Genomic DNA, 13844 nt, shown 5'->3' with positions numbered 1-13844 from the left:
GCGGCGAGACAGCGCCAACGCTCTGGCCTAACATGCCATTCCGCTTGGACGCGCCCTGGCCTGGCCAGGAGCCCTCGCCACGACAAACACAACAGCCATGAAGGTTGGAGCGACGCCGCCACGTCGCCGCGAAGGAGTATCCCCCTTGAGATCGTTTGCCATTCTGTTGCTGACGCTGGCCATGCTGCCGGCCCAGGCCAAGGTCAGCCCCGAGCAGGCCGACCGGCTCGGCCAGGACCTCACCCCGCTGGGCGGTGAACGCGCTGGCAACGCCGCCGGTACCATCCCCGCCTGGGATGGCGGCCTGGACAAGCCCATCGCCGGCTACCAGCCGGGCATGCACCATCCCGATCCCTACGCAGCCGACGCCGTGCAGTACGTGGTCAACCGCGACAACCTGGATCAGTACCAGAAGCTGCTGACGCCGGGCCTGCAGCGCCTGCTCGAACGCCAGCCGTCCTATCACCTGCGGGTGATGCCCAGCCGCCGTAGCGCCGCGGCCCCGCAGCGCATCTACGCCGCGACCCGCTTCAACGCCGAGAACGCCGAACTGATCTCCGGCGGCAACGGCGTGCAGGGCGTTGCCGCGGGCGTTCCCTTCCCGCTGCCGCAGAGCGGCCAGGAAGCGATCTGGAACCATGTCCTGCGCTATCGCGGCGAGCAGATCCACCTGGTCACCAACCAGGCGGCGGTGCTCGCCAATGGCAGCTACAACCTGCTCAAGCTGGATCGCGACATCTACTTCGTCTACGGCCGCGAAGGCATGACCCCGCAGGGCCTGGACAACACCCTGTTCTACTACAAGTACCGGGTGGTGGCGCCGGCCAAGGTCGCCGGCTCCGCGCTGGTGGTGCAGGAAACCCTCGATCAGGTGCTGGCGATCCGCAAGGCCTGGCGCTTCAACCGTGGCGAACGCCGCGTGCGCCGCCTGCCGATGCTGGCCTTCGACACGCCGCAGCCGGACACCAACGGCATGGCCACCGCCGACCAGGTGGACACCTACAACGGCGCGCCCGACCGCTACGAGTGGACGATGCTCGGCAAGCAGGAAATGCTGGTGCCCTACAACAGCTACGCGGTGCACCAGAAGGGCATCCCCTACGCCGACATCCTGCAGCGCAAGCACGTCAATCCCGAGCTGCTGCGCTACGAGCTGCACCGTGTCTGGGTGGTCGAGGCGCAGTTGCGCACCGGCTTCAGCCATCCCTATGCGCAACGCCGCTTCTATCTGGACGAGGACAGTTGGCAGATCCTCGCCGTCGACCTGTACGACAAGCGCGGCGAACTGGTCGGCTTGCAGGAAAGCCACCCGATCAGCTACTACGATGCGCCGATGTTCGGCAGCACCCTGGAGACCATCTACGACTTCGCGGGCGACCGCTACTTCGCCGACGGCCTCGACAACAACGAGCCGATGTACAACTTCCAGGCGACGCTCAGCCCACGCGACTTCACCCCGCAGGCGCTGCGCCGCGAAGGGAACTGAGCTGTTGTCGTTGCAAATGAAAAGCCGCCTTTCAAGGCGGCTTTTTCGTTGGAGACGCTTCAGTTGCGATCGGCGATTACACCGATCAGGAAGAACACCAGCAGCAGTACCGGCGCCAGGGCGTAGTTGTTGAAGTAGCCCAGCCCCTTGGCCAGCCAGGGCGTCAGGAAGATCATCGCCAGGCCGTAGCCGACCGCGCAGAGCACCACGAACAGCAGGGTGCGGAAGACGAAATTGAGGCCGCCGATGCGCTGCTGCACCCAGGCGTTGATGCCTGGGCCGAACAGCACCAGCAGGGTGGCCATGATGGCCAGGGAGATGTCGTGGAGATGGCCGCGCGTCCAACGCGACACGGTGGCGATCAGGTCGAGTAGCAGGTCCATGCGGTTCCTTGGCTCTGATGGAAAAGGCCGAGTTTAAGGCTTGTGGCCGGGTCTGCCGAGTCGCTTTTCCGGGTTTTGGGGAGGGGGTGGTTGGGGAGCCTGGAGTGTGACTGAAGCTCCGCCCCTCACCCCAACCCTCTCCCGGAGGGAGAGGGGGCTATACCGTGGCGTCGGTCAGGTATCGTGCCGTGCTCCGGAGAATTCTGTCAGGCCACTCGACGGCAAGGTTCAAGCACCGAGCCGCCAAGCCACACCGAACAGTCCCCTCTCCCTTCGGGAGAGGGCTAGGGTGAGGGGCGGACTTTGGAGCCAGCCCGGCGGCCAGATCACTCACTCTATAAAAAAAACCTGAGCCTGCCCCACCTACCAGGCACTAAGCCAAAAACAACTGCAACAGATCATTGAGGAACAACTGCCCCTTGGCGGTAGCCACCAGCCGCTGCGGGTCGGCTTCCAGCAGGCCGCGCCGCTCGGCCTCATGGCGGCCGGCACTCAGGCTGGCCAGGGGCAGGCCGGTGCGGGCGGTGAAGAGCGCGGCCGGTGCGCCCTCGCTGAGGCGCAGTACGTTCATCAGGAACTCGAAGGGCAGTTCGTCCGCTTCGAGCCGTCGCTCGCCGGCCTGGAAGCGCTTGGCCGGGTCGAGGTAGTCCTTGGGCAGGCGGGTCTTCCAGGTGCGGCGGATGAGCCCGTCCGGGGTGCTCAGCTTGGCGTGGGCACCGGCGCCGATGCCGAGGAAGTCGCCGAAGGTCCAGTAGTTCAGGTTGTGCCGCGCGCGGCGGCCGTCGCGAGCGTAGGCGGAGATTTCATACTGCGCGTAGCCGTGCTCGGCGAGCAGCGCCTGGCCGGCTTCCTGGATGTCCCAGAGGATGTCGTCCTCGGGCAGCGTCGGCGGCTGGTTCCAGAACACCGTGTTGGGTTCCAGGGTCAACTGGTACCAGGACAGGTGCGTCGGCGCCTGGGCGATGGCGGTGCGCAGGTCGGCCAGAGCGTCCTCGACCGTCTGGCCGGGCAGGCCGTGCATCAGGTCGAGGTTGAAGTTGTCGAAGCCGGCGGCGCGCGCCATGTCCGCCGCGCGGATCGCCTCGGCGCCGTCGTGGATGCGGCCGAGCGCCTTGAGCTGGCTTTCCTGGAAGCTCTGGATGCCGATCGACAGGCGGTTGATACCGAGCCGGCGGTAGGCGCTGAACTTGGCCTGCTCGAAGGTGCCGGGGTTGGCTTCCAGGGTGATCTCGATGTCGCGCGCGAACGGCACCCGCCGCTCGACCCCTTCCAGCAGCCGGCCCAGGGCTGCGGCGCTGAACAGGCTGGGCGTGCCGCCACCGAAGAAGATCGAGGTCAGCTCGCGGCCGTGGACATGCGTCAGGTCGGCATCCAGGTCGGCGAGCAGCGCATCGACGTACGCCTCCTCCGGCAGCTCGGGCCCGGCGGCGTGGGAGTTGAAGTCGCAGTACGGGCACTTGCGCACGCACCAGGGGATATGGATGTAGGCCGCCAGAGGCGGCAGCTCGAAGCTGCAAGCCTCAAGCTGCAAGTCGCTTTTGCTTGCTGCTTGCGGCTCGTGGCTTGCCGCTTTCATAGTCCCAGCCGCTGCCTGAGCAGCGCCATCGCCCTGGCCCGGTGACTTAGCTGGTTCTTCTCGACGGGAGACAGTTCGGCGCTGGAGCAGTCGCGTTCGGGCACCCAGAACAGCGGGTCGTAGCCGAAGCCGTGCTCGCCGCGCGCCTCGTGGAGGATGCGGCCGTGCCAGAGCCCTTCGCAGAGGATCGGCAGCGGGTCTTCGGCGTGCCGCAGCAGGGCCAGGGCGCAGACGAACTGGGCGCCGCGCTCGGCGTCCGGTACGTCCTTCAGGGCTTCCAGCAGCTTGGCGTTGTTGGCGGCGTCGCCCTGGCCATCGGCGTAGCGCGCCGAGTAGATGCCCGGCGCGCCGCCGAGGGCGTCCACCGCCAGGCCCGAGTCGTCGGCCAGCGCCGGCAGGCCGGACACCTGTGCGGCGTGGCGGGCCTTGAGGATGGCGTTTTCGATGAAGGAGAGACCGGTCTCTTCCGGTTCGTGGCTGCTGAACTCGGCCACCGAGCGCACGCGCACCGCGTCGCCGAGAAGAGCCTGGAGTTCCTTGAGTTTGCCAGCGTTGTGGCTGGCCAGTACGAGTTCGCGAAGCGGCATCATGGGTCGGGGAAGAATTCCTGGCTGAAATCGAAGCTGTTGACGGCGCCTTCGCCGGCCTGCACCTGGATGGCGAAGCGCAGGACTTCCTGCTGGTCCATGGGGAACTGCGCCAGGTAGTAGATGGCGCCGCTGTCGTTGACTTCCTTGAAGCTCAGCGTGCGGATCTTGCCGAGCAGGTCGGTGACCTGGCCGCTGACCTTGGCGGTGCTGGCCTTGCCGCCCTTGAGCACGGCGATGTTGAGCACGCCCTGGGTCTTGCTGCGGGTCAGCCCGGTGGCGGTGGCGATCTCAGGTTGCAGGAAGCTGGAGTTGAAGGCGCTGTAGTGCACATCCAGCTCGCCGAAGCTGATCTTGCGCTCGGCCAGCGCCGGCAAGGCCAGGCACAGGGCGCAGAGAAACAGGACGAAGCGGCGCATGGTGGATCTCCTTGTTCAGGCGGTCAGACGGCGATGCGGTGATCCAGCACGCCAGGCCCGCTGACGCGATAGATGCCGATCTCCCCTAACAGATTAGGCCAAAGGCGGCTGGCCAGGCCGTCGCGATGCTGCTGGTCGACGGCCAGGCGGTCGAGTACGCGCACCCGGCGTTCGCGGCACAGCGCTTCGAAATCCTTGAAGGTGCAGAAGTGGATGTTCGGCGTGTTGTACCAGGTGTAGGGCAGGAATTCCGACACCGGCATGCGGCCCTTGGTGGTCAGGTACCAGCGGCAGCGCCAGTGGGCGAAGTTGGGGAAGGTGATGATGCAGGTCTTGCCCACCCGCAGCATTTCCTCCAGCACCCTGTCGGGAAAGTGCAGGGCTTGCAGCGACTGGGTCATCACCACCACGTCGAAGCTGTTGCTGGCGAAGTTGCCGAGGCCTTCGTCGAGGTTCTGCTCGATGACGTTGACGCCGCGCTCGATGCACTGGGCGATCTTGTCGGCGTCGATTTCCAGGCCGTAGCCGCTGACCTGCTTGTGGTCGCGCAGCCAGGCGAGGAGTTCGCCATTGCCGCAGCCGAGGTCGAGCACCCGGCTGCCGGCGGGGATCCATTCCTGGATGATCTCCAGATCCGCTCGCATGATTACACCTCGATCCTGTTCATGTAGCCGCGAAACGCCTGCAGGTAGCGCGGGATCGGCATCAGGAAGGCGTCGTGTCCTTGCGGCGCGTCGATTTCCAGGTAGCTGACGTTCTTGCGCGCGGCGAGCAGGGCGTCGACGATCTCCCGCGAGCGCGCCGGCGAGAAGCGCCAGTCGGTGGTGAAGGACATCACGCAGAAGTCGGCCTGGGCCACCGACAGGGTCCTGGCCAGGTCGCCGTCGTGGGCGGCCGCCGGGTCGAAGTAGTCGAGCGCCTTGGTCATCAGCAGGTAGGTGTTGGCGTCGAAGCGCCCGGAGAACTCCTCGCCCTGGTAGCGCAGGTAGCTTTCCACCTGGAACTCGACGCTGTGGAAGTCGTAGTTGAGCTTCTCGCTCTTCAGGCCGCGGCCGAATTTCTCGCCCATGGCGTCGTCGGACAGGTAGGTGATGTGCCCGACCATGCGCGCCAGCATCAGGCCGCGCTTGGGGATCACGCCCTGTTCCTGGAAATGCCCGCCGTGGAATTCCGGGTCGGTGAGGATCGCCTGGCGCGCCACCTCGTTGAAGGCGATGTTCTGCGCCGACAACTTGGGCGCCGAGGCAATCGCCAGGCAGTGGCGCACGCGCTCGGGGTAGGTGATGGTCCATTGCAGCGCCTGCATGCCGCCGAGGCTGCCGCCGACCACCGCCGCCCATTGCTGGATGCCGAGCAGGTCGGCCAGCCGCGCCTGGCTGTGCACCCAGTCTTCCACGGTCATCACCGGGAACTCGGCGCCGAACGGGGTGCCGGTTGCCGGGTTGATGCTCGACGGGCCGGTGGAGCCGTTGCAGCCGCCGAGGTTGTTGAGGCTGACGACGAAGAACTTGCGGGTGTCGATCGGCTTGCCGGGGCCGATGCAGCTATCCCACCAGCCCGGCTTGCGTTCGTCTGCGCTGTGATAGCCGGCGGCGTGATGATGGCCGGACAGCGCGTGGCAGATCAGCACCGCGTTGCTGCGCGCGGCGTTCAACTCGCCATAGGTCTCGTAGACCAGTTGGTAGTCACCCAGGCTGCGGCCACAGGCCAACGCCAGGGGTTCACTGAAATGGGCGACCTGGGGTGTGACCAGGCCAACGGAGTCTTCGGCAAAGACGGCGGGCATCACCCTGCTCTCGGATGGGGAAAGGGCGCCAGTCTAAAGAGCGTCGCCCCTTGCGGCAAGCGGGCTGGGGCGGGGTGGCGGCGCCATGAAAAGAGTAGGGTGGGCTTTCAGCCCACCGAGCGGAGATGAAGTTTGAATTGGTGGGCTGAAGCCCACCCTACGGGGAGTCTGAGGCTACTCGCCGCTCTGCTGCCGGCTGGCCACTGGCAGGGTGACCACCTTGCCCTGGCGCTGGATCGGCGCGGGTCGGCGCAGCGCGCGGAGGATTTCCGCCGATTGCTGGAGCTGCTGTTCCAGTTCGCTGACGTAGCGTTGCAGGCGCTCGCCGCGCTGGCGCGCCTGCTGGGTGTCCTGGGCCAGGGCCTTGAGGCGCAACATGTGGCTTTCCAGCAGTTGCTTGTGCTCCAGGGTGTGCTGCATCAGCGGCATCAGCGCGTCGTGCGACCACTGCGCGGCTTCCTGGCGCAGGCGCTGGTGCAGGCCGACGACTTCCTGCACCAGGGTGGCGAAGAAGCGCCGGGTCAGCACGCGCTGTTCGGTCAGCAGGGTCTTGAGGTGCAGGCGGAACTGGTCTCCCTTCTCGCGCAACTGTTGCAGCTCGCGCTGGTAGGGGGCGATGTTGAACAGCGGCGCGTCGATGCCGTGCAGCGGGTTTTCCTCGTTGTGGCGCTGGTAGATGGCGGCGACCATCTTGTTGGCCGTCTCGGCTTCCTGGCCGAGATGGTGCATGTCCTGCTCCACCGAGTGGAAGAAATGCAGGATCGCCTGGTGGATGCCGAAGGTGGTCCAGCTTCCGCCGAGGTTGGCGCGCAGCTTCTCCAGATGCTCGTCCAGGCGCTCGCCGCGCACTGCGGCGCAGAGCAGTTCGCCCTGGCGTTGCAGGAGGCGCTGGTTGGTCTTCAGGTTGAGCAGGCGCTTGTGGTGCTGGTTGTGGTCGTGCTTGGTCTTGGCGGTCAGCTCGAACAGCAACTGGCCGTTGTCCTGCTGGTGGTTGGAGAGCTCGCCCTGCTGCTCGCGGACCTTCTCCAGGCGCTGGTTGAGCACGTGCTGGCTGTTCTGCACCAGGGCCAGCACCTGGTTGACCACGCGCTGCTCGAGGAGGCGTTCCTTCTGCGCGACGATGCGTTCGCAGAGCAGGTTCTCCAGGGCTTCCAACTGGCTGCGCTGGAGCAACTGGCTGTCGTTGCGCACCTTGGCCAGCAGCGCCTGCTTGGCCGACAGCGGCAGCACGTCGTCGCTGGAGATGCCGAGCTGCTTGGCGGTGGCGCTCTGTACCTGGGCGATGGCGTTCTGCACGAAGATCTCGCCGGCCAGGTCGTCCCACAGCACGTCGATCTTGTTGAGCACGGCGAACAGGCTGGTCTGGGTGTCTTCGTCGAGCTGGCGGATGTGGTTGCGCCAGATGTCCATGTCGCTGGCGGTTACCCCGGTGTCGGCGGCGAGCAGGAAGATGATCGCCTGGGCGTTGGGCAGCATCGACAGGGTCAGCTCCGGCTCGCTGCCCAGCGCGTTCAGGCCGGGGGTGTCGAGGATGCGCAGGCCCTGGCGCAGCAGCGGGTGGTCGAAGTTGATCAGCGCGTGGCGCCAGGCCGGCACCTGCACCAGGTCGGGCTTGCCGGCGGATTCCAGCATGTCCGGGTGGAAGCCGAACTGGATCGCCTGCTCGACCGGCATCGGCTTGGTCTTCGCCACCTGGGCGAAGGCCTGGATCATGTTGACCGGGTCGTCCGGGTCCAGCGGGATGTTCACCCAGTGCCCGGGAATGCGCTTGAACTGGGCGACGCTGGCCTCGGCCAGGCGCGTCTCGATCGGCAGCAGACGGATGTAGGGGCGCTCCGAGCGCGGGTCGAAGAACAGCTCGGTGGGGCACATGGTGGTGCGCCCGGCCTGCGAGGGCAGCATGCGCTGGCCGTAGGAGGAGAAGAACAGACTGTTGATCAGCTCGGTCTTGCCGCGCGAGAACTCGCCGACGAAAGCCAGGGTGATGTGATCGGTGCGCAGCAGGCGGATGGCGGCATCCAGGCGCGCCTCGATGGCCTCGGTGTTCAGCCGGTTCTGCACCAGCCAGCTACGGTAGCGGGTGACCTCGCGCATCAGCTCGCGCTTCCAGGCCACATAGGCTTCGACTTGCTGACTGAGACGTTCCATGCTCATCCGGGCTCTCCTTTCGGCGGCGCATCCTGCGGTCATTTGAAGAAAGGTAACGCTGCAGCGCAACGGTGACCGTCTCGACGCATTATGCGGGAGTGGCGGATGGCGTCAATTGGCCGCCATGGACGACCCGCCCTAAGGTCGGTCAGCCGGTGTGGGCGGTCAATTGCAGCTCGGCCGGCAGGCGTTTCGGCGCCTGGATGCGTACCCGCTTCTGGCGGTTCAGCTCGCCGCTTTCCAGGCGCACCTGGCTTTTCGCCACGCCGAAGGCCTCGGCCAGGAATTTCAGCAGATGGGCATTGGCCTTGCCTTCCACGGGCGGCGCGGTGAGGCGGATCTTCAGGCGCTCGCCGTGCAGCCCGGCGAACTCGTCGCGGCTCGCCTTGGGTTGCAGGTGGCAATCGAGGATCAGGTCCTCGCCGTCCCAGCGGAAGAAACTCATGCAGACATCCTTCGTGAAGCTCGCGGGCTTGGGTGCGTCATCAAGTGCGAACGGCCCTGGTTCCAGGTATTGCAGCGACACTTTGGCCCCTCACTCCCGGCCCCTGGCTACACGCCCCGCTCCGAAGGGAGAGGGGAGTGTGCGTGCCAGCGGTCGCGGTATCGCTGCCACGCGGCGGGTTTTCAGAAGAACGGGCCGACGATCTGCTTCAGCGGGCCGGCCAGGCCGGTGGCGGCGGCCAGGTAGCCGAGCACGAAGCGGTCCACCAGGTTGATGGCGATGAACGCGAAGATCGGCGAGATGTCCAGGCCGCCGAGGTTCGGCAGCAGGCGGCGGAACGGCGCCAGCAGCGGTTCGCAGATCTGGTTGACCAGTTGCGCGCCGGGGTTGTAGCTGCCCGGGGCGACCCAGGAGAGGATCACGCTGACGATCAGGGCGAAGAAGAACACCTTGAGGAACAGCGAGGTGACGCCGATCAGCGACCAGACCAGCAGTTGTAGCAGGAAGCCGCCGACGTTGAAGCCGGCCAGGGTCAGGGTGATCGCCATCAGCAGCAATTGCACCAGGATGGCCAGGACCAGCGAGGCCAGGTCCAGCCCGGCGAAGCCGGGGACCACCCGGCGCAGCGGCTTGAGCAGCGGCTGGGTGGCCTTGACCACGAACTGGCTGAGCGGGTTGTAGAAGTCGGCGCGCACCAGTTGCAGGATGAAGCGCAGCAGGACGATCAGCAGGTACAGGCTGCCCAGGGTCTGGATGATGTAGATGAGGGCTTCGGCGAATCCGGACATGGGGGCTCCTTATTGACCCAGTTGTTCGGCCAGTTCGGCCGAGCGCTTGGCGGCGGCGTCCAGGGCTTGTTGGACCAGCGCTTCGAAGCCGCCGGCCTGGAAGGTCTTGATCGCCGCCTCGGTGGTGCCGGCCGGGGAGGTTACCCGACGGCGCAGTTCGGCGGCGTCGACATCGCTGGCGACTGCCATGCGCGCGGCGCCGAGGGCGGTCTGCAGGGTCAGCCGGGCGGCGGTGTCGCGCGGCAGGCCGAGTTTCTCGCCGGCGGCGGTCATCGCCTCGATGAGCAGGAAGAAGTACGCCGGGCCGCTGCCGGAAACGGCGGTGACCGCGTCGATCAACGCCTCTTCCTCCAGCCACAGCGCCAGGCCGACGGCGGACAGCAGTTGCTCGGCCAGGGTCTTCTGGGCGGCACTCACCTCGCCGTTGGCGTACAGGCCGCTGACGCCCTCGCGCAGCAGCGCCGGGGTGTTGGGCATGCAGCGCACGATGGGACGGGGCGCGCCGAGCCAGTTTTCCAGGCTGGCGCAGGTGATGCCGGCGGCGATCGAGACGATCAACGGGTTGCCGGACAGGTTCGGCGCCAGGGCCTGGCAGACGGTTTTCATGACCTGCGGCTTGACCGCCAGGACGACCACGTCGGCGCCCTGGATGGCCTCGGCGTTGCTTTCGAAGACCTGGATGCCGTGCTCGGCGGCGATCCTGGCGCGCTGCTCGGCGCCCGGGTCGCTGGCGCGGATGGCGTCGGCCGGCAGGCCCTGGGCGCGCAGGCCGCCGATCAGGCTGGCGGCCATGTTGCCGGCGCCGATGAAGGCGATACGGGAGTGGCTCATGATGGTTTCCTTATATAGAGGGCGCCGGATAGTCGCGGGCGCCGAACAGGGCGGTGCCGATCCGCACCCAGGTGGCGCCTTCGGCGATGGCGGCCTCCAGGTCGTGGCTCATGCCCATGGATAGCGTGTCGAGGTCGAGTGGCAGGCTGGCGTTCAGTTCGTCGGCCAGGGCCCGCACGCGGGCGAATACGGCGCGCTGCTCGTGCGGATCGTCGCAGGGCTCGGGAATCGCCATCAACCCGCGCAGTTTCAGGCGCGGCAGGCGGGCCACGGCGACCGCCAGTTCGGCCAGTTGTTCCGGCGCGCAGCCGGACTTGCTGGCTTCGCCGCTGATATTGACCTGCAGGCAGACGTTCAAGGGCGGCAGGTCGTCCGGGCGCAGGTCGGACAGGCGCTGGGCGACTTTCAGCCGGTCGACCGAATGCACCCAGGCGAAGTGCTCGGCGATCGCCTTGCACTTGTTCGACTGGATCGGCCCGATGAAGTGCCAGGTCAGTGGCAGGTCGCCCAGTTCCGCCTGCTTGGCCAGGGCTTCCTGCAGGTAGTTCTCGCCGAAGTCGTGCAATCCGGCGGCGAACGCTTCGCGGATATCGGCGGCCGGCTTGGTCTTGCTCACCGCCAGCAGGCCGACCGTCGCGGCCTCGCGCCCCGCGGCTTGCGCCGCCTCACGGATACGCTCACCGACCTTTGCAATATTCTTTGCTATCGTGGACATTACTTGCGCCAGCCGCTCGGAGACAGCGGCATTCTACCTGCTTGCTCGACTTTGGGGAGTTCCATGGACATCACCGAGCTGCTTGCCTTCAGTGCCAAGCAAGGCGCTTCCGACTTGCACCTTTCGGCCGGTCTGCCGCCGATGATCCGGGTCGATGGCGATGTGCGCCGCATCAACCTGCCGCCGCTGGACCACAAGCAGGTGCACGCGCTGATCTACGACATCATGAACGACAAGCAGCGCAAGGATTACGAGGAGTTCCTCGAGACCGACTTCTCCTTCGAAGTGCCCGGCGTCGCGCGTTTCCGGGTCAACGCCTTCAACCAGAACCGTGGCTCCGGCGCGGTGTTCCGGACCATTCCCTCGAAAGTGCTGACCATGGAAGAGCTCGGCATGGGCGAGGTGTTCCGCAAGATCACCGACGTGCCGCGCGGCCTGGTGCTGGTCACCGGCCCGACCGGTTCGGGCAAGTCCACCACCCTGGCGGCGATGCTCGACTACCTGAACAACACCAAGTACCACCACATCCTCACCATCGAGGACCCGATCGAATTCGTCCACGAATCCAAGAAGTGCCTGGTCAACCAGCGCGAGGTGCACCGCGACACCCATGGCTTCTCCGAAGCCCTGCGCTCGGCGCTGCGGGAAGACCCGGACATCATCCTGGTCGGCGAGATGCGGGACCTGGAGACCATCCGCCTGGCGCTGACCGCCGCGGAAACCGGCCACCTGGTGTTCGGCACCCTGCACACCACCTCGGCGGCCAAGACCATCGACCGGGTGGTCGACGTGTTCCCGGCGGAAGAAAAGTCCATGGTCCGCTCGATGCTTTCCGAATCGCTGCAGGCGGTGATCTCGCAGACCCTGCTGAAGAAGATCGGCGGCGGCCGGGTGGCCGCCCACGAGATCATGATCGGCACCCCGGCGATCCGTAACCTGATCCGCGAGGACAAGGTGGCGCAGATGTACTCGGCGATCCAGACCGGCGGCTCGCTGGGCATGCAGACCCTCGACATGTGCCTGAAGAACCTGGTCGCCAAGGGGCTGGTCAGCCGCGATGTCGCGCGGGAAAAATCCAAGAACCCGGACACCTTCTGACCGAACCCGCAGGGTAAGCGAGAGACGACACCATGGAATTCGAGAAGCTGCTCCGCCTGATGGTGGAAAAAGGCGGGTCCGACCTGTTCATCACCGCCGGCGTGCCGCCATCGATGAAGGTCAACGGCAAGATCATGCCGGTGACCAAGACGGCCATGTCGCCGGAACAGACCCGCGAGACGGTGCTGGGCGTGATGAACGAGCAGCAGCGGCACGACTTCGCCAAGAACCACGAGTGCAACTTCGCCATCAGCGCCCGCGGCATCGGCCGTTTCCGGGTCAGCGCCTTCTACCAGCGCAACCTGGTGGGCATGGTGCTGCGTCGCATCGAGACCAACATCCCGACCATCGACGACCTCAAGCTGCCGGAGATCCTGAAGAAACTGGCGATGACCAAGCGCGGCCTGGTGCTGTTCGTCGGCGCCACCGGCACCGGCAAGTCCACCTCGCTGGCGGCGATGATCGGCTACCGCAACAAGAACAGCAGCGGCCACATCATCTCCATCGAAGACCCGATCGAGTACATCCACCAGCACCAGAACTGCATCGTCACCCAGCGCGAGGTGGGCCTGGACACCGAGTCCTTCGACGTGGCCCTGAAGAACACCCTGCGCCAGGCGCCGGACGTGATCCTGATCGGCGAGATCCGTACCCGCGAGACCATGGACTACGCCGTGGCCTTCGCCGAGACCGGCCACCTGTGCCTGGCCACCCTGCACGCCAACAACGCCAACCAGGCGCTGGACCGGATCATCAACTTCTTCCCGCCGGACCGGCACAACCAGGTGTGGATGGACCTGTCGCTGAACCTCAAGGCCATCGTCGCCCAGCAACTGGTGCCGACCCCGGATGGCAAGGGCCGCCGCGCGGTGATCGAGGTGCTGATCAACACCCCGCTGGCCGCCGACCTGATCCGCAAGGGCGAGGTGCACGAGCTCAAGGCGCTGATGAAGCGCTCCACCGAGCTGGGCATGCAGACCTTCGACCAGGCGCTGTACAACCTCTACAGCCAGGGCGAGATCACCTACGAGGACGCGCTGCTGTACGCCGACTCGGCCAACGACCTGCGCCTGCTGATCAAGCTCGGCTCGGAGACCGACGGCGACCATCTCAGCCACATGGCCGAAGGGCTAAGCCTGGAAGTCAGCGACGAAGACCCCGGCCGACGTTTCCGCTGAAACGCAGAACGGCGCCTTCGGGCGCCGTTTTTCGTAGGGTGCGCCGTGTGTTCAGCGGTAGCCCGGATGCAATCCGGGAAGCGGAGTTGCCGGTTTTCCCCGGATTCCATCCGGGCGACGGAGGTGGGGCCAAGTCACCCCTCTCCCGTTTACGGGAGAAGGGCCGGGGGAGAGGGTGGTGTTGGCTGAAACCGTGGCCCTCTCCCCAGCCCTCTCCCATGAATGGGAGAGGGAGCAGGCCGAGGTTGCGGGTAGTCCGGATGCAATCCGGGGAGTGGAGTTGCCGGTTTTCCCCGGATTCCATCCGGGCGACGGAGGTGGGGCCAAGTCACCCCTCTCCCGTTTACGGGAGAAGGGCCGGGGGAGAGGGTGGTGTTGGCTGAAACCGTGGCCCTCTCCCCAGC

Annotated in this window: 14 protein-coding genes; 3 read left to right on the top strand and 11 right to left on the bottom strand. The window is 66.2% G+C overall.

The features are described 5' to 3' along the window. The first annotated feature begins 181 nt into the window (after positions 1 to 181). Complete coding sequence (locus PSEWESI4_RS01480) at positions 182 to 1486, top strand: DUF1329 domain-containing protein (RefSeq protein ID WP_235978862.1); 1305 nt, start codon at positions 182 to 184, stop codon at positions 1484 to 1486. A gap of 59 nt (positions 1487 to 1545) precedes the next feature. Here PSEWESI4_RS01480 and PSEWESI4_RS01475 read toward each other — a convergent pair whose 3' ends face one another. From PSEWESI4_RS01475 to PSEWESI4_RS01425, 11 genes are all read right to left on the bottom strand, one after another. Then, positions 1546 to 1869: a DUF3392 domain-containing protein gene (locus PSEWESI4_RS01475; protein ID WP_187669424.1), complete on the bottom strand. Its 324-nt coding sequence runs from the start codon at positions 1867 to 1869 to the stop codon at positions 1546 to 1548. A 373-nt stretch (positions 1870 to 2242) separates the two neighbouring features. After that, a complete protein-coding gene (gene hemW, locus PSEWESI4_RS01470; RefSeq protein ID WP_187669423.1) occupies positions 2243 to 3445 on the bottom strand; it encodes a radical SAM family heme chaperone HemW in 1203 nt (400 codons plus the stop codon). After that, a complete protein-coding gene (rdgB, locus tag PSEWESI4_RS01465) occupies positions 3442 to 4035 on the bottom strand; it encodes an RdgB/HAM1 family non-canonical purine NTP pyrophosphatase (RefSeq protein WP_187669422.1) in 594 nt (197 codons plus the stop codon). Before rdgB ends, hemW begins: the two co-directional genes overlap by 4 nt. After that, positions 4032 to 4451: a DUF4426 domain-containing protein gene (locus PSEWESI4_RS01460; RefSeq protein WP_187669421.1), complete on the bottom strand. Its 420-nt coding sequence runs from the start codon at positions 4449 to 4451 to the stop codon at positions 4032 to 4034. The genes rdgB and PSEWESI4_RS01460 overlap by 4 nt, the downstream gene beginning before the upstream one ends. 23 nt (positions 4452 to 4474) lie before the next feature. Next, positions 4475 to 5095, bottom strand: coding sequence for a methionine biosynthesis protein MetW (gene metW, locus PSEWESI4_RS01455; protein WP_187669420.1), 621 nt, complete (start codon positions 5093 to 5095; stop codon positions 4475 to 4477). Between the two features lie 2 nt (positions 5096 to 5097). After that, on the bottom strand, positions 5098 to 6237 hold the full coding sequence (metX, locus tag PSEWESI4_RS01450; protein WP_187669419.1) for a homoserine O-succinyltransferase MetX: 1140 nt from the start codon (positions 6235 to 6237) through the stop codon (positions 5098 to 5100). Positions 6238 to 6411: 174 nt separating this feature from the next. Continuing rightward, positions 6412 to 8391 carry a dynamin-like GTPase family protein gene (locus PSEWESI4_RS01445; protein WP_187669418.1) on the bottom strand — a complete coding sequence of 660 codons (1980 nt, stop codon included), beginning with the start codon at positions 8389 to 8391 and terminating at the stop codon, positions 6412 to 6414. A 142-nt stretch (positions 8392 to 8533) separates the two neighbouring features. Further along, positions 8534 to 8830, bottom strand: coding sequence for a DUF167 domain-containing protein (locus tag PSEWESI4_RS01440; protein ID WP_187669417.1), 297 nt, complete (start codon positions 8828 to 8830; stop codon positions 8534 to 8536). Between the two features lie 182 nt (positions 8831 to 9012). Beyond that, positions 9013 to 9618, bottom strand: a complete 606-nt coding sequence (locus tag PSEWESI4_RS01435) for a YggT family protein (RefSeq protein ID WP_187669416.1) — start codon at positions 9616 to 9618, stop codon at positions 9013 to 9015. Positions 9619 to 9627: 9 nt separating this feature from the next. Then, a complete protein-coding gene (proC, locus tag PSEWESI4_RS01430; protein ID WP_187669415.1) occupies positions 9628 to 10449 on the bottom strand; it encodes a pyrroline-5-carboxylate reductase in 822 nt (273 codons plus the stop codon). Between the two features lie 10 nt (positions 10450 to 10459). Beyond that, positions 10460 to 11164 (bottom strand): YggS family pyridoxal phosphate-dependent enzyme, encoded by a 705-nt coding sequence (locus PSEWESI4_RS01425; RefSeq protein WP_187669414.1) that lies wholly within the window; start codon positions 11162 to 11164, stop codon positions 10460 to 10462. A 63-nt stretch (positions 11165 to 11227) separates the two neighbouring features. Between PSEWESI4_RS01425 and pilT the strand changes: the two genes are divergently transcribed. Further along, positions 11228 to 12262, top strand: a complete 1035-nt coding sequence (gene pilT, locus PSEWESI4_RS01420) for a type IV pilus twitching motility protein PilT (protein WP_187669413.1) — start codon at positions 11228 to 11230, stop codon at positions 12260 to 12262. A gap of 32 nt (positions 12263 to 12294) precedes the next feature. Then, positions 12295 to 13440 carry a PilT/PilU family type 4a pilus ATPase gene (locus tag PSEWESI4_RS01415; protein WP_187669412.1) on the top strand — a complete coding sequence of 382 codons (1146 nt, stop codon included), beginning with the start codon at positions 12295 to 12297 and terminating at the stop codon, positions 13438 to 13440. Positions 13441 to 13844 lie beyond the last annotated feature (404 nt).

Origin of the sequence: Zestomonas carbonaria (assembly GCF_904061905.1) — a bacterium.
Lineage (GTDB): Bacteria > Pseudomonadota > Gammaproteobacteria > Pseudomonadales > Pseudomonadaceae > Aquipseudomonas > Aquipseudomonas carbonaria.
This window is presented reverse-complemented; position numbering and strand designations above follow the sequence as displayed.

What these genes read in the sequence shown, in the direction of transcription:
- PSEWESI4_RS01435 (WP_187669416.1), bottom strand. Translation starts at nt 9,618, where the DNA reads ATGTCCGGATTCGCCGAAGCCCTCATCTACATCATCCAGACCCTGGGC.
- rdgB (WP_187669422.1), bottom strand. Translation starts at nt 4,035, where the DNA reads ATGATGCCGCTTCGCGAACTCGTACTGGCCAGCCACAACGCTGGCAAA.
- PSEWESI4_RS01440 (WP_187669417.1), bottom strand. Translation starts at nt 8,830, where the DNA reads ATGAGTTTCTTCCGCTGGGACGGCGAGGACCTGATCCTCGATTGCCAC.
- proC (WP_187669415.1), bottom strand. Translation starts at nt 10,449, where the DNA reads ATGAGCCACTCCCGTATCGCCTTCATCGGCGCCGGCAACATGGCCGCC.
- PSEWESI4_RS01445 (WP_187669418.1), bottom strand. Translation starts at nt 8,391, where the DNA reads ATGAGCATGGAACGTCTCAGTCAGCAAGTCGAAGCCTATGTGGCCTGG.
- PSEWESI4_RS01415 (WP_187669412.1), top strand. Translation starts at nt 12,295, where the DNA reads ATGGAATTCGAGAAGCTGCTCCGCCTGATGGTGGAAAAAGGCGGGTCC.
- PSEWESI4_RS01425 (WP_187669414.1), bottom strand. Translation starts at nt 11,164, where the DNA reads ATGTCCACGATAGCAAAGAATATTGCAAAGGTCGGTGAGCGTATCCGT.
- pilT (WP_187669413.1), top strand. Translation starts at nt 11,228, where the DNA reads ATGGACATCACCGAGCTGCTTGCCTTCAGTGCCAAGCAAGGCGCTTCC.
- metX (WP_187669419.1), bottom strand. Translation starts at nt 6,237, where the DNA reads ATGCCCGCCGTCTTTGCCGAAGACTCCGTTGGCCTGGTCACACCCCAG.
- hemW (WP_187669423.1), bottom strand. Translation starts at nt 3,445, where the DNA reads ATGAAAGCGGCAAGCCACGAGCCGCAAGCAGCAAGCAAAAGCGACTTG.
- PSEWESI4_RS01480 (WP_235978862.1), top strand. Translation starts at nt 182, where the DNA reads ATGCTGCCGGCCCAGGCCAAGGTCAGCCCCGAGCAGGCCGACCGGCTC.
- PSEWESI4_RS01460 (WP_187669421.1), bottom strand. Translation starts at nt 4,451, where the DNA reads ATGCGCCGCTTCGTCCTGTTTCTCTGCGCCCTGTGCCTGGCCTTGCCG.
- PSEWESI4_RS01475 (WP_187669424.1), bottom strand. Translation starts at nt 1,869, where the DNA reads ATGGACCTGCTACTCGACCTGATCGCCACCGTGTCGCGTTGGACGCGC.
- metW (WP_187669420.1), bottom strand. Translation starts at nt 5,095, where the DNA reads ATGCGAGCGGATCTGGAGATCATCCAGGAATGGATCCCCGCCGGCAGC.